This window comes from Pseudomonas sp., assembly GCF_030698175.1.
Lineage (GTDB): Bacteria > Pseudomonadota > Gammaproteobacteria > Pseudomonadales > Pseudomonadaceae > Aquipseudomonas.
In genome coordinates this window covers 99,128-120,206 of the sequence record NZ_JAUYNT010000010.1, presented here as the reverse complement: position 1 = coordinate 120,206, position 21,079 = coordinate 99,128, and the positions used below count along the sequence as shown (strand labels likewise).

Sequence of the window (21,079 nt, the reverse complement as noted above, 5' to 3'; positions counted from 1 at the left end):
ATGGCGGGCATGCGGGTAACTATCGATCAGGAGTTAAGCCATGCGTGCTGGTCAATTCGCCCTGTTGTCCTTGGTCTTGCTGCTGGGTGCTTGCAGTAAGGTCAGCGAAGAAAACTACGCCAAGCTGAATGTCAGCATGGACAAGGCCGAGGTTCAGGCCTTGCTCGGCGCGCCGACGGAATGCGCCGGCGCCTTGGGCATGAGCAGTTGCACCTGGGGTGATGACAAGTCCTCCATCAGCGTGCAGTTTGCCGGCGACAAGGTGCTGTTGTTCTCCGGCCAAGGCCTGAAGTAGGCAGCGTTTGCGCTCCAGCTGACTGCTCGGTACGCCCGCCATACTCCTGCCCTGAGCTACTGCCAGTTCAGGCGCGCCAGCTGCCATTCGCCATCTTCCAGCCACCACTCTAATTTCAGCCGGTAATGCGCGGCGTTGTCGGGGACTAACCCGACGGCACCGGTGAGGGCGATTTCGGCTTCGGTGTGGCCTTTCTCTGCGTAGGTCGGGTCGATTTGGCTGCGCTTGCTGAAGGCAATCACGCTGACGTTCTGGTGGCGCATAAACAGCAGGAGCATGGTGCGCTTGGCCCATTCGCGATCGTACTGTTGTTGGCCGCTGAACTGCGCATGCAGTTGTTCCAGCACCGCGCTGCTGCGTTTGGCTTCGATATTGTCCTGCAGTTGTTGCACCGCCGCCTCGAGCGCTGCCTGCGGATCGTTGCGGCCGCAACTGCTGAGCAGGGGGACAATTAACAGTAGCGCCAGGGTAAATCGCCGTACTGGCATGCCGAAGTTCCTTTTCGTGGTTATGATGACCGACAGAGTACCAGAGCGGCGCCCAGCTGGGCCCGTGCGCGCAGATTCGGGAGTGCAGCATGCAGACGCTATATCCGGAAATTAAACCCTACGCCCGCCATGAGTTGCCGGTGGCGCAGCCGCACGTGTTGTACGTTGACGAGAGCGGTTCGGCGGATGGTTTGCCGGTGGTGTTTATCCATGGCGGGCCGGGCGCTGGCTGCGACGCCCTGAGTCGGCGTTTCTTTGACCCAAACCTGTATCGCATCGTTACCTTCGATCAGCGCGGTTGTGGTCGCTCGACGCCCCATGCGAGCTTGGAAAGCAACAGCACCTGGGACCTGGTCGACGACCTTGAGCATATTCGCCAGCAGCTGGGCATCGAGAAATGGGTGCTGTTTGGTGGCTCCTGGGGTTCAACCCTGGCCCTGGCTTACGCGCAAACCCATCCTGAACGCGTGCATGGGTTGATCTTGCGCGGCATCTTCCTTTGCCGGCCGCAGGACTTTCAGTGGTTCTATCAGGAAGGCGCCAGCCGGATGTTCCCCGATTACTGGGAGGACTACCTGGCACCTATCCCGCCGGAGGAGCGCGGCGACCTGATGCAGGCCTTTTACAAGCGGCTGACTGGCCAAGACCAGATTGCCCAGATGCATGCGGCCAAGGCCTGGTCGACCTGGGAAGGCCGCACCGCCACCTTGCGCCCCAACCCGCAGGTGGTCGAGCGGTTCAGTGATGCCCATCGGGCGCTGTCGATTGCGCGGATCGAGTGTCATTACTTCGTTAACGAGGCCTTTCTCGAACCCGATCAGCTGATTCGCGACATGCCGAAAATTGCCCACCTGCCGGGCGTCATCGTTCACGGTCGCTACGATGTGGTCTGCCCGCTGGATAACGCCCATGCGCTGCACCAGGCCTGGCCCAACAGCGAGCTGCAGATTATCCGCGATGCCGGTCACGCCGCCTCCGAAGTCGGTATCACCGATGCTTTGGTGCGCGCCGCCGATCAGCTGGCCCATCGTTTGCTCGACCTGGCCCCCGACGAGGCATGAAGGCGCTGTTACAACGCGTCAGCCAGGCGCGGGTTGAGGTTGCCGGCCAGGTGGTCGGCGCCATCGAGCAAGGCCTGCTGGTGCTGGTCGGCGTCGAGCCGCACGACAGCCGCGCCAGCGCCGACAAACTGCTGCAGAAACTGCTCAACTACCGGGTGTTTAGCGATGCCGCCGGCAAGATGAACCTGTCGCTGCGGGATGTCGGCGGCGGTTTATTGCTGGTCTCGCAATTCACCTTGGTGGCCGACACCAACAGCGGCCTGCGGCCAAGCTTCTCCAGCGCCGCGCCGCCTGCCTTGAGCGCGCAACTGTTCGATTATCTGCTTAGTCAGGCGCAGCTTGCGCATCCTGTGGTGGCCTGCGGCGAATTCGGCGCGGACATGCAGGTGCATCTGGTCAACGACGGCCCGGTGACCTTTTTGCTGCACAGCTAAAGCCCGCAGATCGCCGCCCGGCCGCGGCAAACTGACGTTTAAGCTGTTGTCGCGGTCGTCAGCGCGGCCCTCAGCGGGTAACATGCGCGACATTAAACGAGCGTCATTGCTGGGCCTGACGGTCGACCCTGAATTTATTCCCTGTTTGGAGCGAAAATGAAAAAGTTTCTCGCCACATTATTGTTGGCAGCCACCACCCTCGGTGGCGCTGCGGCGCAGGCCGGCGCCATTGAAGACGCGGTTAAAAGTGGCACCCTGCGGGTCGGTATGGACCCCACCTATATGCCGTTCGAAATGACCAACAAACGCGGCGAGATCATCGGCTTTGAAGTCGATCTGCTCAAAGACATGGCTAAGGCCATGGGCGTCAAGCTGGAGCTGGTGTCCACCAGTTATGACGGCATCATCCCGGCACTGCTGACCAACAAGTTCGACATGATCGGCAGCGGCATGACCCTGACCCAGGAGCGCAATCTGCGCCTGAACTTCTCGGAACCCTTTATCGTGGTTGGCCAGACCTTGCTGATTCGCAAGGATCTACAAGGCCAGATCAAGACCTATAAAGACCTCAATGACCCCAAGTACCGCCTGACCTCGAAGATCGGCACCACCGGCGAAATGATCGCCAAGAAGCTGATCAGCAAGGCCGAGTACCACGGTTATGACAACGAGCAAGAAGCAGTGATGGACGTGGTCAACGGCAAGGCCGATGCCTTTGTCTATGACGCCCCCTACAACGTAGTGGCGGTCAACAAGGCCGGCGCCGGCAAGCTGCTGTATCTCGCAGAACCCTTCACCTATGAGCCGCTGGCCTTTGGTTTGAAGAAGGGCGACTACGACAGCATTAACTGGATTAATAACTACCTGCAGCAGATCCGCCACGACGGCACCTATGATCGCCTGCACGCCAAGTGGTTTAAAGACACCAGCTGGTTGAAGGACATGGAGTAAGCCGCAGGCTGCCTCTAGCTAGACTGCTGACCCGACGCGCAGGCTGCGAGTCTGCTCAATATCTACTGCGCTTGGCCATGCTGTGTTGAAAACAGGTTCGGACTGCTCATTTACAACTCGTAAACTCCGCGTCCTCGCCTGTTTTCGCCTTGCCTGACCTGCGCTCGTAACGATCTTGAACAGGCTCGACGCTTGCGCGTTCGCGTTTATGGCTGATTAATTTATGGTTTTTTTAATGGTGGATACGGGGCGTGGCTAAACAGAATAAAGCCCAATGGCCTTGGCATGTGCTGACTGGAGTGATCCTGCTGGTGTTGGCCGGCAGCCTTTGGTTTGCCGCCTCCTTGATTTCTTACGAGTGGCACTGGAATCGGCTGCCGCAGTACTTCGCCTACCAGGCCGAAGTCCAGCAGCGCGCCGATGATTATGGGCAAGTGGCCGCACTGACGGCACACGGCTCGCTCACCGAGGTGACCCTGCGCAGCAGCGCTGCTGTCGAGCAGTTGCTGACCGTGGACAGCGATAGCCTGCGGCTGGCGGTTGGCGATGACGTGGCCGAAGGCGATGTATTGGGCGTGACCCGCCACTGGGCCGCCGGCCCGCTGGTCTGGGGTTTGCTGACGACCCTATGGATTTCCCTGGCCGCCGGTGGCCTGGCGCTGGTGATTGGCTTGCTCACCGGCCTGTGCCGATTGTCGAGTAATCCGACCCTGCGCGACCTGTCGACCGTGTATGTCGAGTTGGTGCGTGGCACGCCGCTGCTGGTGCAGATTTTCATCTTCTACTTCTTTATCGGCACAGTGCTCAATCTGTCTCGCGAGTTCGCCGGAGTGGCAGCGCTGGCGCTGTTTACCGGCGCCTATGTGGCCGAAATTGTCCGCGCCGGCGTGCAGTCGGTGGTTAAAGGTCAGGCCGAGGCGGCTCGCTCGCTGGGCTTGAATGGCCTGCAGGCGATGCGTTATGTGGTGCTGCCGCAAGCCTTCAAGCGGGTGCTGCCGGCGCTGGCCGGGCAGTTTATTAGCCTGGTTAAGGACACCTCCTTGGTCTCGGTGATCGCCATCACCGAGCTGACCAAAAGCGGCCGCGAAGCCATCACCACTTCGTTCTCGACTTTCGAGATCTGGTTCTGTGTGGCGGCGTTGTATCTGCTGATTAATTTGCCGCTGTCGCAAATCGCCCGACGGCTGGAGCGGAGGCTCGCGCAAAGTGATTGAAGTTCGTCAGTTGGTCAAAGTCTTCGATGCCCGCGGGCAAGTGGTGCGCGCGGTGGATGACGTCAGCACCCAGGTGGCCAAGGGCGAAGTGCTGGTGGTGATAGGCCCGTCCGGCTCGGGTAAATCGACTTTCCTGCGTTGCCTGAATGGTCTGGAAATCCTCGATAGTGGCTCGGTCAGCATCGATGGCCTGGACCTGAGCAATCCGAAAACCGACGTCAACGCCTACCGCCGTGAAGTCGGCATGGTGTTTCAGCATTTCAACCTGTTCCCGCATATGAGCGTGCTGGAAAACCTCTGCCTGGCCCAGCAAGTGGTGCGCAAACTGAGCCGCGCAGACAGCGAGGCAAAGGCCCGCGCGCTGCTGGAGAAGGTCGGTATCGCGCAGAAGGCCCACGAGTTTCCCTCGCGCCTCTCCGGCGGCCAACAGCAGCGGGTGGCCATCGCCCGGGCGTTGGCGATGGAGCCGAAAGTCATGCTGTTCGACGAGCCGACTTCGGCGCTCGACCCGGAAATGGTCGGCGAAGTACTCGACGTGATGAAGACCCTGGCTCTGGAAGGCATGACCATGGTCTGCGTGACCCACGAAATGGGTTTTGCCCGGGAGGTGGCCGACCGCGTGCTGTTCTTCGATCACGGCAAACTGCTGGAAGATGCGGCGCCCGCGCAGTTCTTCAGTCAGCCACAAGACCCGCGTGCCCAGGCGTTTTTGCGTCAGGTGTTGTAAGGCTTTGAACCCTCAGGCGGACGTAGGGCGAGCCCAGTAGGATGGGTTAGCCACGCAGCGGCGTAACCCATCGAGCGGTTGCCCGATGTATTGATGGGTATCGCTGCGCTCAACCCATCCTACCGAGCTAGATCTGCTGAATATCGTTCTCGATCAGCCAGGTCAGGGCCTGTTCGCGCTGCCGGGTATTCTCGAAATCGTACCAAGCCTGGAGCAGGTCGGGGTAGGCGCCTAACGCATGCTTGAAGGTGCGAAAGGGCTTGCGCCCGGCCAGGGCCTGTTCCAACACCTGGTATGCCGCGGGCTGGGTTACGTCCTGAAGGAACTGTGCCATCAGCGCAAACCCTTCGCTGGAGCCGAGCGGATCGATGAGTAGCAGCCGATCAGGGTCGTCTTGCAGCAGTTCGTCCAGTTCCGGGTCGATGCCTTCTTCGGCAAACATCAGCACCTGGCCGGTCTGCAGATCAAGGTAGTGCTCGGTGTTGTGGCTGTTGAGGGCGAAGGCGAGTTCGTCGAGATCGATGGTCAAGGGGCGCATGACAGACAACCTAGAGTAAGGGTGTGGAGCAAGCTTAGCCCTGTTCTCGGCGGTTAGAACAGCCGCGCCAGCAATGCCGTCACTGCGGTTTCCACCCGCAAAATCCGCGTCCCCAGTTGCACTGGCGCAAGGCCCGCGGCTTGGAGTTTTTCCACTTCGTAAGGAATCCAGCCGCCCTCGGGGCCGATGGCCAGAGTTACTGTCTGGCTGACCGCGCGCGGGCAACTGGGGTAATCGCCGGGGTGGCCGACCAGGCCGAGGCTGCCCTGGGCCAGTTCGCTGAGCTGATCTTCGACGAAAGGCTTGAAGCGTTTCTCGATGATGACTTCCGGCAACACGGTATCGCGGGCCTGCTCCAGGCCGAGAATCAGCTGCTCACGAATCGCTTCAGGTTGCAGGAATGGCGTCTGCCAGAAGCTTTTTTCCACCCGATAACTGTTGAGCAAAATCAGCTTGGGCACGCCCATGCTGGCCACGGTCTGCAGCACGCGCTTGAGCATCTTGGGTCGCGGCAGGGCCAAGAGCAGCGTCAGGGGCAGCTTGGTCGGTGGCGGCTGGTCGAGGCTGATTTGCAGCTCGGCCTCGGCAGTGTCGAGACGCAGCAGTTGGCCTTGGCCCATCAGGCCATTGATGCGGCCGACCCGCAGGTTGTCACCGACGGCTGCGCGATGCACGTCTTGCAGGTGCTTGAGGCGCCGTCCTTGCAGCAGTACGCGGTCGGCGCCGATAAAGTCGGCGTCTTCCAGTAGCAGCAGGTTCATGGCTAAAGAGTCACGGCTGGGTGGCGGGCGGCTGGTCGCCACTGTTGCTGTCGGCAGACTCATCCTCAGGATGCTCGCCGCGCTTATGCACCAGGCTGCCGAACAAAATGCCCACTTCAAACAGCATCCACATAGGTACGGCCAGCAGGGTTTGCGAGAAGATATCCGGTGGCGTCAGCACCATGCCGACCACGAAGCAGCCAATCACCACGTAAGGGCGGATCTTGCGCAGGTAGGCCACATCAACCACGCCAATCCAGATCAGCAGCACCACCGCGACCGGGATCTCGAAGGCGACGCCAAAGGCGAAGAACAGCGTCAGCACAAAATCCAGGTAGCTGTTGATGTCGGTCATCATCGACACGCCTTCGGGGGTGACGCTGGCGAAGAAGTGGAAAATGATCGGAAACACCAGGTAATAGGCGAAGGCCATGCCGGCATAGAACAGCACAATGCTCGAGGCCAGCAGCGGCATGGCGATGCGTTTCTCATGCTTGTACAGGCCGGGCGCGATAAAGCCCCAGACCTGTTGCAGGATCACCGGCATGGCCAGAAACAGCGCGACTATCATGGTCAGCTTAAAGGGCGCGATAAACGGCGAGGCCACGTCGGTGGCGATCATGGTGGCGTTGGGCGGCAGGTAGGCGCGTAGCGGGGCGGATACGAAGGTGTAAATGTCCTGGGCGAAATAAAACAGCCCGGCAAAGATCAAAAAGATCGCGGCCACGCAACGCAACAGGCGCGTACGCAATTCGGTGAGGTGCGAAACCAAGGGCATTTGCGCCTCGACTTCAGGCTTGTCAGCGGGTTGGCTGCTCATAGGGCACGCGGCGGTTGAGGCGGTTCGTTGTTGGCCACCGGCGAAGTTTCCAGTGCGGTCATTTGCTCGCCATCGTGCAGTGCGGCATTGGTACTTTGCGACTTGCTTTGCAGTGCCATGATGTTTTCGTTATGCAGCTGGCGGCGAATTTCGTCGGCGCCGATCTCGCGCTCCACTTCCTGCTTGATCGAGTTAAAGCTGCGCTTTAACCGGCCAATCCACAGGCCGGCGGTGCGCGCCGCGCCTGGCAGGCGCTCGGGCCCGAGCACCAACAAGGCGACCAGGCCGATCAGCAGTAATTCGCCAAAACTGATGCCGAACATTAGGGGTTATTCCTTGTGGGCCGGCTGTTCGACTTTTTGTGCCTGCACGTCGATGGTGTTGGGCTGATTGAGTGGTGCAGCCGTTGGCGTCGGCGTTGGGCTAGGTTCTGCGGGCTTGTCTTCGTCGTTCATGGCCTTGCGAAAGCCTTTGATCGACTCGCCAATATCGGTGCCCAAGCCTTTGAGTTTCTTGGTGCCGAACACCAAGACCACCACGATCAGAATAACGACCCAGTGTTTCCAGTCAAAAATACCCATGACAGTTTCGCCTCGTTAAGTTGTTTATTCGGTGGTGTTTGCGCGTGCTGCTTTTTCGTCGTGACCCGACAAGCCAAAGCGCCGGTCCAGTTCGTCGAGCACCGCCTGCGGATGTTGCCCGAGAGCGGCCAGCATCACCATGCTGTGAAACCACAGGTCGGCAGTTTCGTAGATCAGGTCACTGCAGTCGCCGCTAATGGCGGCATCTTTGGCGGCGAGAATGGTTTCTACCGACTCTTCGCCGACTTTCTCGAGAATCTTGTTCAGGCCCTTGTGGTACAGGCTGGCGACGTAGGAGCTGTCGGCGGCGGCGCCTTTACGCGCCTCCAATACGGCGGCGAGGCGGCTGAGGGTGTCAGTCATGGCGGTGTCCTGGTGCGCTCGGTGCGCTGGCATAAATGGCGGCGGGGTCTTTCAGCACCGGCTCGACAATCTGCCAGGCGCCGTTCTCGAAGACGCGATAGAAGCAGCTTTCGCGGCCGGTGTGACAGGCGATGCCGCCCAGTTGTTCAACCATCAGCACGATCACGTCGGCGTCGCAGTCCAGGCGCAACTCGTGGAGTTTTTGCACGTGGCCGGACTCTTCGCCCTTGCGCCAAAGCTTGCCACGCGAACGTGACCAATAGATGGCGCGCTGCTCGGTGGCGGTAAGTTGCAACGCCTCGCGGTTCATCCAGGCCATCATCAAGATACGGCCGGTTTTATGGTCCTGGGCGATGGCCGGCACTAGGCCGTCGGCGTCCCACTTGATGCTGTCTAACCAATTGCTCATATCAGTTCCGTTGCGGCCAGCGGTTGGTGGCCGTAAAAAATATTGAACTAGTCTGCCAGTTTGTCGGCGGCCGGGCTATCGGCGCACGACCAAGTACAGCCCGCCGGCCAGCATGGCCCAGCCGGGCCACGTGACCAGCGTCAGGGCCAATCCTTGGCTGACGGCGCCGGCGATCAATAAGGCCCCTAGCAGCCGTCCCGGCCACGTCAGGCCAGCGGCGCTGGCGGGGGCGCTAGTGACGGTTGGCTGGCGCAGGCGTTCGAGGGTCTCTTTGGCCATTTGCGACAGATGCGGCACTTGCTCGGCTTGGCTCTGCAGGTTACGCAGCAGCTGCAAGGGGCTGATGCGTTCGCGCATCCAGCGTTCGAGGAACGGTTGCGCGGTGTTCCACAAGTCGAGGTCGGGATACAGCTGGCGACCGAGGCCTTCGATGTTTAGCAGGGTTTTCTGCAGCAGCACCAGCTGCGGCTGGATTTCCATATTGAAGCGTCGTGCGGTCTGGAACAGCCGCAACAGCAGCTGAGCAAAGGAGATGTCTTTCAGCGGGCGCTCAAAAATCGGCTCACACACAGTGCGAATCGCCGCTTCAAAGTCGTTGACCTTGGTGTCGGCGGGCACCCAGCCGGAGTCGATATGCAGTTGCGCGACGCGGCGATAATCGCGTTTGAAAAAAGCGATCAGGTTGCGCGCCAGATAGTCCTGGTCTTCGGGTGTGAGGCTGCCGATGATGCCGCAGTCGATGGCAATGTATTGCGGGTTCCACGGCGTGCGGGTGCTGACGAAGATGTTGCCGGGGTGCATGTCGGCGTGGAAGAAGCTGTCGCGGAACACCTGGGTGAAGAAGATTTCCACGCCGCGCTCGGCGAGCAATTTCATGTCGGTGCGCTGGTCGGCGAGGGTGGCCAGATCCGTCACCGCAATGCCGTAAATACGCTCCATGACCAGCACTTTTGGCCGGCACAGATCCCAGTACACCTGCGGCACGTATAGCATTTCCGAGCCACTAAAGTTGCGTCGCAACTGACTGGCGTTGGCGGCTTCACGCAGCAGGTCGAGTTCGTCGTAGATGGTCTTCTCGTAATCGCTGACCACTTCCACCGGATGCAAGCGTCGCGCTTCGCTGGACACTGCTTCGGCCAGTTTGGCCAGTAAATACAGCCAGGCCAGGTCTTGCTTGATGATGGGTTTGAGTCCCGGACGAATAACTTTAACCACCACCTCTTCGCCGCTTTTTAGCTGCGCGGCGTGTACCTGGGCGACCGAGGCCGAGGCCAGGGGTTGGTTATCGAAGCGGGCAAACACGTCGCCGACTTTGGCGCCGAGTTGCGCCTCGATGCGCGCCACCGAGAGCGCGGCGTCGAACGGTGGCACTTGGTCTTGCAGCTTGGCCAGTTCGTCGGCGATGTCGATGGGCAGCAAGTCGCGGCGGGTGGAGAGCAGTTGGCCAAACTTGATAAAGATCGGCCCGAGGTCCTCCAGGGCCAAGCGCAGGCGGGCGCCCCGTGAGATGTCCAGGGTTTTGCGCGGCAACCAGCGCCACGGCAGCAGCAGGCTTAAGGCACGCAACCACCAGGGCAGCGGCAGCGCGAGGAGCAAATCGTCGAGGCGATAGCGGACTACGACGCGCAGGATTCGGAACAGACGGCGAACGGCAAGCAGCTTCATACGGGATCGCTAGGCGTGAGGGGCATGGGCCGCGCAGGCGGCATAGACAGACGCGCCACACGGGCGTCGAGGCGGTCGAGATCGAGCTTCAGACGGTCAAGCTCGGCGAAGCGAGCCTCGGCTTCGCGCTGGCCAACCAGGCTGCGGGATTCTTCACTGAGGTAATCCGCCAAGTCCTGGCGCAGGCTGGCAACGCTTTGCGTGCCCCAGTGAGCGCGACTGCGCAGGTGACCGCCAAGCAGTTGGCTGGCCACCGGGCCGAGCCAGCGCGAGAGTTCGTACTCCCAGTCCAGCTCCAGGTCTTGCAATACCGCCACCAGTTCCAGCAGCACTGCGCTGTCACCGCTGAGGCTGACCTGCGGGCGATGCAGCACTGCCGTCTTGTCTTTGGCCAGGGCCAATTGCAGCAGGTTGGCGGGACTGGCGCGCAGGCAGCAATCGGTTGGTGCCAGCCAATTGCTCGCGAGTTGTAAGCCCTCGGCGCTGGGCAGAATAAACAACTGCAACGCCGGGCTTTGGCCGTCGATGGCAATCACTTTGCCGCTCAAACTGGCCAGGCGCGGCAGCGCGGTGCTGTCCATCCGCAAGAGGCGATTGAGGCCTAGCTCAACGCCGGCCAGCAATCCGGCAAGCAGCATCAGGGCTTGATGCCGCGGTGCAGGGCGACGATGCCGCCGGTCATATTGTGATAGCTGGTGCGCTCGAAACCGGCCTCGACCATCATCGCCTTGAGTGTTTCCTGATCCGGATGCATGCGGATCGATTCGGCCAAATAGCGGTAGCTGTCGGCGTCGCCGGTGATCAGTTTGCCGATCATTGGCAGCAGGCTGAACGAGTAGGCGTCATAGGTCTTGGACAGCAAGGCGCTGGTGGGCTTGGAAAATTCCAGCACCAACAAACGACCGCCGGGTTTCAGCACCCGCAGCATCGAGCGCAGGGCGTCTTCTTTATGGGTGACGTTGCGCAAACCGAAGGCGATGGTCACCACGTCAAAGTAGTTGTCCGGAAAGGGCAGCTTCTCGGCATCGGCCTGCACAAATTTGATATTGCCCGCCACGCCCAAATCGAGCAGACGGTCGCGACCCACTTGCAGCATCGAGGCATTGATGTCGGCCAGTACCACTTCGCCGGTTGGACCCACCAGGCGCGAGAACTGTTTGCTCAAGTCACCGGTACCGCCGGCGATATCCAGCACCCGATTGCCGCTGCGTACACCCGATAGTTCGATGGTGAAGCGCTTCCACAGGCGATGCACGCCGGCGGACATCAGGTCGTTCATCAGGTCGTATTTGGCTGCGACCGAGTGGAACACTTCAGCGACCTTTTGCGCCTTTTGGCTTTCCGGTACGTTTTGATAGCCGAAGTGGGTGGTCGGTTCGCCGTCGCCGGCTTTGCGTGGATCGTTCATTTCACTGTCACCGCAAGAAAGTGCCGGCCATTCTAATCCCGGCGACCGGCTTTGTCTTGGCGGCGCGCTGCTGCATTCGTTTAGAGGGCTGCGGCGGCCTGTTATAGTTGCGCGACCTAAGGTCGCAGTCAGGAATTATCGATGGCCCGGATTAAAATTGAACGCCCACATTCGCTCGGTCTGGCCGGCGCACGGGCGAAAGCCGAGCAGCTCGCCGAACGCTTGGCCAGCGAGTACGACGTGCGTTACCGCTGGGTTGGCAACAGCCTGGAATTTAAACGCAGCGGCGCCGATGGGCTGATCGCCGTCACTGAAGATCAGGTGCGGGTTGAGTTAAACCTGGGCCTGTTGCTGTCTGCCATGGGCGGCAGTATCAAACGTGAAATTGAAAAGACCCTGGATGAGTCGCTGCAGGCCTAAGTCAATTATTTTGCGGCTTAGTATGTGGATTCTAATTTTCCTCGCTACCTTGGTGATAAGCCCTGAGCAAGGGCGACTCTTTTATCACTTAGTGTGAGGTGCATCATGGCTACTGCTCCGAAAAAAATCGCCGTTAAGAAAGCCGTCAGCAACGTCGCTAGCGAAACCACAGTGCTGGCCGATGTTAAAGGCTATGCGCGCAAAATCTATCTGGCCGGTCTTGGCGCTTACGCTAAAGCGGGCAAAGAAGGCGCGGGCTACTTGCTGGATCTGGTTAAGGCCGGTGAAGGCGTTGAGAAGCAAGGCAAGAAGCTGGTAAATCAACAAGTTGAAGCCGCTAACAGCCAAATCGACAGCGTTAAAGTAAGTGTTAAAGACCGCGTCGAAGGCGTTAAAGGCAAGGTTGAAGTGCAGTTCGAAAAAGTCGAGCAAGCCTTTGATCGTCGCGTTGCTAGCGGTCTGAATCGTCTCGGCATTCCGTCCAAGCAGGACGTTGACGCGCTCTCTGCTAAGCTCGATGTGCTCAATGCAATGCTCGAGCGCGCGGCTAAAGCTAAATAAGGGGAATCATATGGCTGGCAAGAAGAAGATCGAAAAAGAAGTCACTACTTGGGTTAACGAAGTAGAAAAGTATTCGCGGCAAATTTGGCTGGCAGGTCTTGGTGCTTACTCCAAGGTCAGCAAGGACGGCGAGAAGCTGTTTGATGGCCTGGTTACTGATGGCGAGAAAGCTGAGAAGCTGGCTAAGGCTGAAGTGACTAAGCAAGTTGGCGTGGTGAAGTCCTCCGTAGACTCGGCCAAGTCGAAAGTTGAAGAAGTGAAAGAAAAAGCTTGGGGCAAGTGGAGTGAGCTGGAAGATGCTTTCGACAAGCGCCTGAACAACGCTATTTCGCGCCTTGGTGTACCGAGCCGCAATGAAGTTAAAGAACTGCACAGCAAGGTTGAAGTACTGACCAAGCAAATTGAAAAGCTGACCGGTATTTCGGCCCAGTCGGTTAAGCCAGCGGCTAAAGCTGTAGCTAAGCCTGCGGTCAAAAAACCAGTGGCTAAGCCAGTTGCTGCCAAACCTGCGGCTAAGCCAGCAGTTAAAGCTGTGGCTAAACCTGCCGCTGCCAAGCCTGCGGCTAAACCCGCAGTTAAAGCGGTTGCTAAGCCAGTGGCTAAGCTGGCTGCTGCCAAGCCAGTTGCGGCCAAGCCCGCCGCTGCACCGGTAGTTGCAGCAGCGCCAGCAGTTGCTGCCGCACCTGCGAGCGCTGCTACCCAGGCCTGATTAGTTCAGGCTGCACCAACGCCCGGCCTAGTGCCGGGCGTTTGCGTTTGGGCGAATTAAATTGTTTGGTGGCTTGTGCGGCTTAGGCTTTTAGATAGCGTTGTGCCAGTTGTTCGGCGGTGTGCCGGGCGCCATCGACCAGGTGCGGTGCGACCAGCATCATCACTTGGTAGACCACCAAGCGGTTTTCACCGCGGTTGCCAAGAATGCGCTGGTAGTCGAGTGAGAACAGTAGGGTCAGGCTGATCTGCTCGACCAGTTGGCCGAGCGCGAGGGTGTCGCTCTCGAGTTGCCCTTGGGCTTTCAGGCCCGCGAGTAACTCGGCCAAGGTGCGCTTTAGGGCGTTGAGCCAGTGGCGAATGCCGCGGGCCAGCTTGGGCAGTCGCCCGGCCAAGTTGGACAGGTCCTGGAACAGAAAGCGAAACAACGCTAAGCGCTCGACAATCAAATTCAGGAACAGCCAGTAATCCTCCACATCCAGTTGGGCGTCGGCCGGCGGGTTGAGCAACGGTGCCATTTCCGCCTGAAAGCGTTCAAATAACTCCAGCACCAACGGTTCTTTGCCGTGGAAGTGGTAGTACAGATTGCCGGGGCTAATGCCGAGCTCGTTGGCGATTTGCAGGGTCGAAACATTGGGTTCGCCCTCCTGGTTGAACAGGCTCAGGGCACACTCAAGAATGCGGTCGCGGGTCTTCATCCAGTCTTCTTAGTGGTGGTGGTCGGAGGGCGCTGCGCTGGCTTTTGCGCTGCCAGCCAGGTTGTGGTTAGCGTAAATGTACGTAGGTGCCGGGTGCCGCTTCCATGGGCGGGTAATGCTGATTGCCAAGGGTCTTCAAGGGTTCCCGGCGCTCGCCGGCGCGCTGCTGAATCCATTCCAACCAGGGCGTCCACCAGCTGCCTGCGACCTGCTGAGCATCCGCCCGCCAGTTCAGCGGCTCGTAGCAGAGTGTTGGGTTTTCGTAATAGTTGGCTTTCGGGTTGCTGGGTGGATTGAGAATGCTTTGGATGTGGCCGCTGTTGGACAGTAGAAAACGTTTGTTGCCGCCCAGCAGTTGCGAGGAGCGATACACCGCCCGCCAAGGGGTGATGTGATCGTTGATGCCGCCAACACTAAAGCTGTCGATAGTGATCTTTTTCAGATCGATCGGGGTGCCGCACACCTCCATGCCGCCCGCGTGCTTGAGTGGGTTGATTTTGAAGAAGTCGAGAAAATCCCCATGCAGCGCGGCCGGCAGCCGAGTGTTGTCGTTGTTCCAGTACAGAATATCGAAGGCTGGCGGTTGTTTGCCGAGCAGGTAGTTGTTGACCCAGTAGTTCCAGACCAAGTCATTGGGGCGCATCCAGGCAAACACCTTGGACATCTCACGGCCATCGAGTACGCCGCGCTGATAGGAGTGGCGCTTGGCCGCCTCCAGCGTTTGCTCGTCGGCAAACAGCATGGCAGGGCTGTCGGTTTGGCTGTCCAGCAGGCTGACCAAGTAGGTGCTGCTGTTAACTTTGCGCAGTTGCTTCTTGGCTTGCAGGTGACCTTGCAGGGCGGCACTGGTGAGGCCGCCGGCGCAGGCGCCGAGCAGGTTTACCGAAGGGCTGACGCAAATCTCACGGCACACATCGATGGCTTGTTCCAGCGCTTGCACGTAGGTCGACAAGCCCCATTCGCGGTGCCGCGGGTCGGGGTTGCGCCAGCTCAGGGCAAACACTTGTAGGCTGTTTTTCAGGGCGTACTGGACGAAGCTTTTTTCTGGGCTGAGATCGAAGATATAAAACTTGTTGATTTGTGGCGGCACTATCAGCAGCGGAATGACGTGCTGTTTTTCGCTCATCGATTTGTATTGAATCAGCTCGACAAACTCGTTGCGAAACACCACCGCTCCAGGGGTGTTGGCCAGGTTGCGGCCGACCTCAAAGGCTTGCTTGTGCACCTGCTTGGGCATGCCGCCGTTGTGCAGCAGATCATCGGCGAGTTCGCGCAGGCCTTTGCCGAGACTGCTACCGCCGGTGTTAAACAGCTCTTTAACGGCCAGTGGATTAAGTGGGCTGTTGGAGGGGGCCAGTGCATCGCTGAGCAGTGCGAGGATAAAGCGCGAGCGTTCGCGATCATCGGCGGACAAGTTGCTCTGCTCTAACCAGTCTTGAGTTTGCGCTTGCCAAGCCAGGTAGGCCTGCAAGCTACGACTGTAGAGGGGATTTTGCCGCCAAGTCGGGTCAGCAAAGCGCGAATCCTTGGGGTCTGGTTGGTAAAGCTTGTCACCGAGCAGAACCCGCGTCAGTTTGGCGCCCAAACTTAGCGCGTGACGAGCGCTATGTACTGGCTGGCGTAGGCCTTGGAAGGCCAGCAGGCGCAGCGTTGAAGTGAGGTTTTTACCGCGCAAACCGAGCATGGCATTTTGTACATTCATATGCGCCAGCGGTGCGGGCAAGGCATCTGTTTCGGGTTTCTCTTGCATGGGGGCAACACTCCGTCGTCATACCGCCAAGAATCAAGCTGCAAGGCTTGTGCTTCTGTGCATGCAACTGCTGCGTTGGCAGTTGCATGTGCGATCGACTTTGTTACACCTGCCTCGCTTGTCGGTCAAGTGTTTGGGCTCCTTGCTGTGCTGCGCGTGTCAGTGAGTCGGTGAGATGCTTTGCTGTGGGTGCATAACCGCGCGTTGCCGTTCTTCTTGCAGGAACTTCATGATGATTGGCGCCACGGTTTCGGCGCGGGTAATCAAAAACAAATGACCGTCATCGAGTACATGCAGCTGCGAGTTGGGGATTCGCCAGGCGATCATGCGCATGTTAATCAGCGGGATCAGCGGATCGTCGTCACCGGCCAACACCAGTGTCGGTTGTTTGATCTTGTGCAGCCAATGAATGCTGGTCCAGCCCATGCCGGCGAATAACTGCCAGTAGTAACCCAGCTTGCCCGAGGAGCGCACCTTGCTGGCAAACGACAGTGCCAGGGTCTTGTCGCGGCGAAAGGCCCCGCCATAGATCTCCGGCGCAATGTGCGCGCCGTAGGACGGCTGGATATAGCGCCGCGGACTGGCCATCAACATCAGCACTTTCGGCTTGCCAGGGATCATTACTGCGCCCGCCGCGGTGGCGGCGAGAATCAGTTTTTTGCAGCGCTCTGGGTAGTCATGGGCGAACTGTTGCGCCAAGGCGCCTCCCCATGACACGCCGATAACACTGACTTGGCCATAGTCGAGGTAATCGAGCATGCGCGCGGCCAGTTTGGCCAGGCCGGGGAAGCGGTACGGCGTGTTCGGAGTGGACGAGCCGCCAACGCCGGGCACGTCAAAGGCAATAACTTCGAGGTCGGGGTCCAGCGCCTGGACGAACGGGAAGATCAGCTCCAGGTTGGCGCCAATGCCGTTAAATACCAGCAGCGGAGTCAGGTGCGGTTTGCCCGGGCGCACGGCGGTACGGATGGTGTTGCCATCCAGGTCAATGGTGCGAAAAATAAATCCTTGCGACATAGCTGTGGCCCTAAAGGTTGTACTGCCAGGAGGCATTGCGCAAAGCCCTCCCGGATTGGCGTAGACGGTCGCCGATGCCCTCACGCGGCGCAATCCCTACTGCACGATCAGGGTCTCTGGCGCGCCTCGGGGCGCGCCAGATGATTAACAGGCCGTTGAAAAACTACTGCGCTCGGCTATGCGGCGTTGAAATCAGCCTCAAAATGCTCATTTACGACCAGTAAACTGCGCTTTTTCGGCTGATTTCGCCTTGCCTAGCCGTCGCTCGCTACATTTTTCAAAGGCCTGTTAGCCTGTTGCCTAGCGCTCATGCACGTAAGTGCCGGGCGCGGCTTCGCGTGGCGGGAAGGCTTTGTTGCCTAGCGTGGTTGGGGTTTTTTTCAGTTTGCCGGCGCGTTCTGCCTGCCAGCTTTGCCAATGCAGCCACCAGGAGTCGGCGTGCTTGGTGCCGCTGGCTTGCCAGGCTTTTGGATCGGCTGGCATTGCGCTGTTGGTCATATAGCGCGACTTTGGATTGCCCGGCGGATTCAGAATGCTTTGGATATGGCCGCTGCTCGACAATACGAACTCACACTTGCCGCCGAACAGGTTGGCCGACTTGTAGCACGACTCCCAGGGGGTAATGTGGTCGGTGGTGCCGGCGACGCAGAACAGATCGCAAGTGACTTGCTTGAGGTCGACCGGGGTGCCGCAGACTTCCAGTGCGCCCGCGCGGGTCAGTGGGTTGTTCTTGAACATGTCGATAAATTCGCCATGCAAGGCCGCTGGCAGACGCGTGGTGTCGTTGTTCCAGTGCAGGATGTCAAACACCGGTGGCTCGTTGCCGAGCAGGTAGTTATTGACCCAGTAGTTCCAGATCAAATCGTTTGGCCTCATCCAGGCAAACACCTTGGCCAGGTCCTTGCCTTCGAGTACGCCGGCTTGATAGGAGCGGCGCTTGGCGCTCTCCAGACTCTTCTCGTCGGCGAACAGCGAAATATCCGATTCCAGGCGGTTGTCCAGCACGCTGACCAGCAAGGTCAGGGCATGCACCTTCTGCTCGCCAATGGCCGCATAGTGGCCCAGCAATGAGGCGGTGGTCATGCCGCCAGAGCAGGCGCCGAGCATGTTCAGGTCTTTGCTGCCGGTGATCGCGCAGACTACTTCGATGGCTTCTTTCAGCGCTTCGATATAGGTCGACAGGCCCCATTCACGTTGTGCCTTGGTCGGGTTGCGCCAGCTGACCACGAAGGTTTGCAGCTGATTGCGCACGCAAAAACGCGCCACGCTTTTTTCTGGCGACAAGTCGAATACATAGAATTTATTGATTTGTGGCGGCACCACCAACAGCGGGCGCTCGTGCACTTGCTCGGTCGCAGGCGTGTATTGGATCAGCTCCAGAACGTCGTTGCGAAACACCACCGCGCCTTCGGTATTGGCCAGCGATTTGCCGACTTCAAATACCGACATATTGACCTGGCTGGGCATGCCGCCATTGTTGACGATGTCCTTGGCCAAGTTGCTCAAGCCATCCAGCAGACTTTTGCCTCCGGTTTCGAAGAAGCGTTTAACCGCCGTAGGGTTGGCCATGCTGTTGGTCGGAGCCATCGCATCGGTCATCAGCTTGATCACGAAGTGGCCGCGATTGATGTCCTGCTCGGCCAGCTTGCTGTCTTCAATCCAGTCGTGCAGTTCTTTGTTCCACGCCAGGTACGTCTGCATATAGCGTTTGTACAGCGGGTTTTGGCTCCAGGTCGGGTCGGCGAAGCGGCGGTCGCCGGCCTCGGGTTCCATCTGCGACTGACCGAGCAAGACGTTTTTCAGCGCCAGGCTGAAGTGGGTCAGGTGTTTGGCGCTGTGGATCGGTTGTTTGATGGCCTGCAGCATTACCGTGCGGGCAGCGGTGAGAATATCTTTACCGCGAATGCCAATCACCGGGTTTAGACCAAGCGTGTTATCCATCGCTTGGGTTTTTAGATCTTCGTTTGCTTTGTTGTCTTTATTGGTCATCTACAACACTCCATTGTCCTAGGCAGTACCTGTCGGGCAGCTGTGCGGCTAAGCGCAGACACAGGGCGAAAAACCGGATACTGATTGGGTTAGCGGGCGGCGGAGTGAACTCCATGGGTTGCACTGCACTCAGTCTGCCTGAATGCATGAAACCTGCCAGCACCTTGGTTACCCGAGTTAGCGCGATTGTGCAAGTTCGGCATGTTATCGCCGATGTATGACAGATTATGCCTAAGGCAATTAGAAAACTCGCCCTAACTGCGGATTAGCAGGTCGCTGAGAAATGTAGCGAGCGACGGCTAGGCAAGGCGAAATCAGCCGAAAAAGCGCAGTGTACGGGTTGTACATGAGCATTTTGAGGCTGGTTTCAACGCCGCATAGCCGAGCGCAGTAGTTTTTCAGCGGCCTGCTAGAGCAGTAGCTTGACCACGGATTCATCGGGGTCGCGCGATTTTCCAGCGGCGCTTAGGGCGGCTAAATAATCCTGCCAGAGTTGTGTTTGTCGTTGGCCGAGGCCGTCGAGGTAGTCCCAGGTGAACAAGCCGCTGTCATGACCGTCGTCGAAGCACAGTTTTAGTGCATATTGCCCGGCCGGTTCGATGCGGGTTAGACCGACGCCGAGCTTGCCGGTTTGCAAAATGGGTTTGCCGTGACCCTGGACTTCGGCGGAAGGCGAGTGGACCCGTAAAAACTCGGCCGGCAGCTGGTAAATATCGCCGTTGGCGTATTTGAGGGTCAGGGTCTTCGAGGCTTTGTGCAGCTCGATCGCCGTAGGAATACGCATTTTATCCTCCTGCTGAAAGTAGCCAGCCGCAGACATAAGGTCTGCGGCTGCTGATGTCGCTAAGTAAGTGCTGGTCGCTTAGAGGATATAGCGCGATAAATCCTCGTCCTCGGCCAATTCGCCGAGATGGCTGTTGACGTAAGCGGCGTCGATTTTAATTGGGCTGCCGTGCTCATTGGCCAGCTCGCCAGCGCCGAAGGACAGCTCCTCCAGCAGGCGTTCGAGCAGGGTGTGCAAGCGCCGGGCGCCGATGTTTTCGGTTTTCTCGTTGACCTGCCAGGCGATCTCGGCGATGCGCTGAATACCGTCCGCGGCGAACTCGATGTGCAGGCCTTCGGTTTTCAGCAGCGCGCAGTATTGCTCGGTCAGCGAGGCGTGCGGTTCGCTGAGGATGCGCTCGAAGTCATTCGGGGTCAGGGCTTTGAGCTCAACCCGAATCGGCAGGCGGCCTTGCAGCTCGGGCACCAAGTCGCTGGGTTTGCTCAGGTGGAAGGCGCCCGAGGCAATAAACAGGATGTGGTCGGTTTTGACCATGCCCAGTTTGGTGTTCACCGTGCAGCCTTCGATCAGCGGCAGCAAGTCGCGCTGCACGCCCTCGCGGGACACGTCGATGCCGCCGCTGTTGCCGCGCTTGGCGACCTTGTCGATCTCGTCAATAAACACGATGCCATGTTGCTCGACGGCTTCCAGGGCAGCGGCTTTGAGTTCTTCCTCGTTCACCAGTTGCGCGGCTTCTTCTTCGCGCACCAGTTTTAAGGCGTCTTTGACCTTGAGCTTGCGGCTCTTCTTTTTGCCTTTGCCCATGTTGGCAAACAGGCTTTGCAGTTGATTGGTCATTTCCTCCATGCCCGGCGGCGACATGATCTCGACGCCGGCTGGCGTTTCCGCCACCTCGATATCGATTTCTTTGTCGTCGAGCTGGCCTTCACGCAGACGTTTGCGAAACAGCTGGCGGGTGTTGGAGTCTTCATGGCGCACCGGCTCATCACCGAAGCCTGCGCGGGCGGGCGGCAACAGGGCGTCGAGGATGCGCTCTTCGGCGGCGTCTTCGGCGCGGAAGCGGACTTTGACGATCTCTTGCTCACGCATCATCTTGATCGCCGCATCGGCGAGGTCACGGATGATCGACTCGACGTCGCGGCCGACATAGCCGACCTCGGTGAACTTGGTGGCTTCCACCTTGATAAAGGGCGCGTTGGCCAGCTTGGCCAGGCGTCGGGCGATTTCGGTTTTGCCGACGCCGGTGGGGCCGATCATCAGGATGTTCTTCGGCGTTACTTCGGCGCGCAGTTCGGCCGGCAGCTGCATGCGCCGCCAGCGATTGCGCAGGGCGATGGCCACGGCGCGTTTGGCATCGTCCTGGCCGATGATATGGCGATTGAGTTCGTGGACGATTTCGCGGGGGGTCATAGGCATCAGGTGTACTCCAAGAATAGA

25 protein-coding genes and 1 pseudogene are annotated in these 21,079 nt (G+C 59.1%); 9 read left to right on the top strand and 17 right to left on the bottom strand.

Annotated features, from left to right (window positions below; genetic code table 11):
• Positions 1 to 40: 40 nt before the first annotated feature.
• Complete coding sequence (locus Q8R10_RS04955) at positions 41 to 295, top strand: hypothetical protein (protein WP_305651575.1); 255 nt, start codon at positions 41 to 43, stop codon at positions 293 to 295.
• A gap of 56 nt (positions 296 to 351) precedes the next feature.
• On the opposite strand, the gene Q8R10_RS04950 is transcribed toward Q8R10_RS04955, so the two are convergent.
• The gene (locus Q8R10_RS04950) at positions 352 to 783 is read right to left on the bottom strand and encodes a hypothetical protein (RefSeq protein ID WP_305651573.1); all 432 of its coding nucleotides are present in this window, start codon (positions 781 to 783) and stop codon (positions 352 to 354) included.
• An 89-nt stretch (positions 784 to 872) separates the two neighbouring features.
• On the opposite strand from Q8R10_RS04950, the gene pip reads away from it, so the two are divergent.
• The 5 genes from pip (at position 873) to Q8R10_RS04925 (ending at position 5,170) form a co-directional block, all read left to right on the top strand.
• Positions 873 to 1,844, top strand: a complete 972-nt coding sequence (gene pip / locus Q8R10_RS04945) for a prolyl aminopeptidase (protein ID WP_305651571.1) — start codon at positions 873 to 875, stop codon at positions 1,842 to 1,844.
• Positions 1,841 to 2,278 (top strand): D-aminoacyl-tRNA deacylase, encoded by a 438-nt coding sequence (gene dtd, locus Q8R10_RS04940; protein WP_305651570.1) that lies wholly within the window; start codon positions 1,841 to 1,843, stop codon positions 2,276 to 2,278. The genes pip and dtd overlap by 4 nt, the downstream gene beginning before the upstream one ends.
• A 156-nt stretch (positions 2,279 to 2,434) precedes the next feature.
• On the top strand, positions 2,435 to 3,229 hold the full coding sequence (locus Q8R10_RS04935) for a transporter substrate-binding domain-containing protein (RefSeq protein ID WP_305651569.1): 795 nt from the start codon (positions 2,435 to 2,437) through the stop codon (positions 3,227 to 3,229).
• A gap of 251 nt (positions 3,230 to 3,480) precedes the next feature.
• Positions 3,481 to 4,443 (top strand): amino acid ABC transporter permease, encoded by a 963-nt coding sequence (locus Q8R10_RS04930; RefSeq protein ID WP_305651568.1) that lies wholly within the window; start codon positions 3,481 to 3,483, stop codon positions 4,441 to 4,443.
• Positions 4,436 to 5,170, top strand: a complete 735-nt coding sequence (locus Q8R10_RS04925) for an amino acid ABC transporter ATP-binding protein (RefSeq protein ID WP_305651567.1) — start codon at positions 4,436 to 4,438, stop codon at positions 5,168 to 5,170. Before Q8R10_RS04930 ends, Q8R10_RS04925 begins: the two co-directional genes overlap by 8 nt.
• A gap of 127 nt (positions 5,171 to 5,297) precedes the next feature.
• Here Q8R10_RS04925 and Q8R10_RS04920 read toward each other — a convergent pair whose 3' ends face one another.
• From Q8R10_RS04920 to ubiE, 10 genes are all read right to left on the bottom strand, one after another.
• A complete protein-coding gene (locus tag Q8R10_RS04920; RefSeq protein ID WP_305651565.1) occupies positions 5,298 to 5,708 on the bottom strand; it encodes a UPF0158 family protein in 411 nt (136 codons plus the stop codon).
• Positions 5,709 to 5,761: 53 nt separating this feature from the next.
• Positions 5,762 to 6,469, bottom strand: coding sequence for a 16S rRNA (uracil(1498)-N(3))-methyltransferase (locus tag Q8R10_RS04915; protein WP_305651563.1), 708 nt, complete (start codon positions 6,467 to 6,469; stop codon positions 5,762 to 5,764).
• A gap of 10 nt (positions 6,470 to 6,479) precedes the next feature.
• The gene (gene tatC, locus Q8R10_RS04910) at positions 6,480 to 7,289 is read right to left on the bottom strand and encodes a twin-arginine translocase subunit TatC (RefSeq protein ID WP_305651561.1); all 810 of its coding nucleotides are present in this window, start codon (positions 7,287 to 7,289) and stop codon (positions 6,480 to 6,482) included.
• On the bottom strand, positions 7,286 to 7,612 hold the full coding sequence (tatB, locus tag Q8R10_RS04905; RefSeq protein ID WP_305651559.1) for a Sec-independent protein translocase protein TatB: 327 nt from the start codon (positions 7,610 to 7,612) through the stop codon (positions 7,286 to 7,288). Before tatB ends, tatC begins: the two co-directional genes overlap by 4 nt.
• A gap of 6 nt (positions 7,613 to 7,618) precedes the next feature.
• Complete coding sequence (locus Q8R10_RS04900) at positions 7,619 to 7,870, bottom strand: twin-arginine translocase TatA/TatE family subunit (protein WP_305651558.1); 252 nt, start codon at positions 7,868 to 7,870, stop codon at positions 7,619 to 7,621.
• A 24-nt stretch (positions 7,871 to 7,894) separates the two neighbouring features.
• Entirely contained in the window at positions 7,895 to 8,233 is a 339-nt protein-coding gene (locus Q8R10_RS04895) for a phosphoribosyl-ATP diphosphatase (protein ID WP_305651556.1), read from the bottom strand.
• On the bottom strand, positions 8,226 to 8,642 hold the full coding sequence (hisI, locus tag Q8R10_RS04890) for a phosphoribosyl-AMP cyclohydrolase (protein WP_305651554.1): 417 nt from the start codon (positions 8,640 to 8,642) through the stop codon (positions 8,226 to 8,228). The genes Q8R10_RS04895 and hisI overlap by 8 nt, the downstream gene beginning before the upstream one ends.
• Positions 8,643 to 8,717: 75 nt before the next feature.
• Positions 8,718 to 10,307, bottom strand: a complete 1,590-nt coding sequence (ubiB, locus tag Q8R10_RS04885; protein WP_305651552.1) for a ubiquinone biosynthesis regulatory protein kinase UbiB — start codon at positions 10,305 to 10,307, stop codon at positions 8,718 to 8,720.
• Complete coding sequence (locus tag Q8R10_RS04880; protein WP_305651550.1) at positions 10,304 to 10,945, bottom strand: SCP2 domain-containing protein; 642 nt, start codon at positions 10,943 to 10,945, stop codon at positions 10,304 to 10,306. The genes ubiB and Q8R10_RS04880 overlap by 4 nt, the downstream gene beginning before the upstream one ends.
• Positions 10,945 to 11,715 (bottom strand): bifunctional demethylmenaquinone methyltransferase/2-methoxy-6-polyprenyl-1,4-benzoquinol methylase UbiE, encoded by a 771-nt coding sequence (gene ubiE, locus Q8R10_RS04875; protein WP_305651548.1) that lies wholly within the window; start codon positions 11,713 to 11,715, stop codon positions 10,945 to 10,947. Before ubiE ends, Q8R10_RS04880 begins: the two co-directional genes overlap by 1 nt.
• Before the next feature lie 141 nt (positions 11,716 to 11,856).
• Here ubiE and Q8R10_RS04870 point away from each other — a divergent pair, with 141 nt between their 5' ends.
• The 3 genes and pseudogenes from Q8R10_RS04870 to Q8R10_RS04860 form a co-directional block, all read left to right on the top strand.
• On the top strand, positions 11,857 to 12,135 hold the full coding sequence (locus Q8R10_RS04870; protein WP_305651546.1) for a polyhydroxyalkanoic acid system family protein: 279 nt from the start codon (positions 11,857 to 11,859) through the stop codon (positions 12,133 to 12,135).
• 105 nt (positions 12,136 to 12,240) lie between these two features.
• The gene (locus tag Q8R10_RS04865) at positions 12,241 to 12,696 is read left to right on the top strand and encodes a phasin family protein (protein ID WP_305651544.1); all 456 of its coding nucleotides are present in this window, start codon (positions 12,241 to 12,243) and stop codon (positions 12,694 to 12,696) included.
• A gap of 10 nt (positions 12,697 to 12,706) precedes the next feature.
• Positions 12,707 to 13,387, top strand: a pseudogene (locus tag Q8R10_RS04860) (phasin family protein); the annotation flags it as partial.
• Between the two features lie 100 nt (positions 13,388 to 13,487).
• Here Q8R10_RS04860 and Q8R10_RS04855 read toward each other — a convergent pair.
• From Q8R10_RS04855 to hslU, 6 genes are all read right to left on the bottom strand, one after another.
• Positions 13,488 to 14,102, bottom strand: a complete 615-nt coding sequence (locus tag Q8R10_RS04855) for a TetR/AcrR family transcriptional regulator (RefSeq protein WP_305651541.1) — start codon at positions 14,100 to 14,102, stop codon at positions 13,488 to 13,490.
• A gap of 67 nt (positions 14,103 to 14,169) precedes the next feature.
• Positions 14,170 to 15,852 (bottom strand): class II poly(R)-hydroxyalkanoic acid synthase, encoded by a 1,683-nt coding sequence (gene phaC / locus Q8R10_RS04850; protein WP_305651539.1) that lies wholly within the window; start codon positions 15,850 to 15,852, stop codon positions 14,170 to 14,172.
• Between the two features lie 159 nt (positions 15,853 to 16,011).
• Positions 16,012 to 16,869: a poly(3-hydroxyalkanoate) depolymerase gene (gene phaZ, locus Q8R10_RS04845; protein WP_305651537.1), complete on the bottom strand. Its 858-nt coding sequence runs from the start codon at positions 16,867 to 16,869 to the stop codon at positions 16,012 to 16,014.
• A gap of 300 nt (positions 16,870 to 17,169) precedes the next feature.
• Complete coding sequence (gene phaC, locus Q8R10_RS04840) at positions 17,170 to 18,858, bottom strand: class II poly(R)-hydroxyalkanoic acid synthase (protein WP_305651535.1); 1,689 nt, start codon at positions 18,856 to 18,858, stop codon at positions 17,170 to 17,172.
• A gap of 409 nt (positions 18,859 to 19,267) precedes the next feature.
• A complete protein-coding gene (locus tag Q8R10_RS04835) occupies positions 19,268 to 19,642 on the bottom strand; it encodes a DUF971 domain-containing protein (RefSeq protein WP_305651533.1) in 375 nt (124 codons plus the stop codon).
• Positions 19,643 to 19,720: 78 nt separating this feature from the next.
• Entirely contained in the window at positions 19,721 to 21,058 is a 1,338-nt protein-coding gene (hslU, locus tag Q8R10_RS04830) for an HslU--HslV peptidase ATPase subunit (protein ID WP_305651531.1), read from the bottom strand.
• Between the last annotated feature and the right edge of the window lie 21 nt (positions 21,059 to 21,079).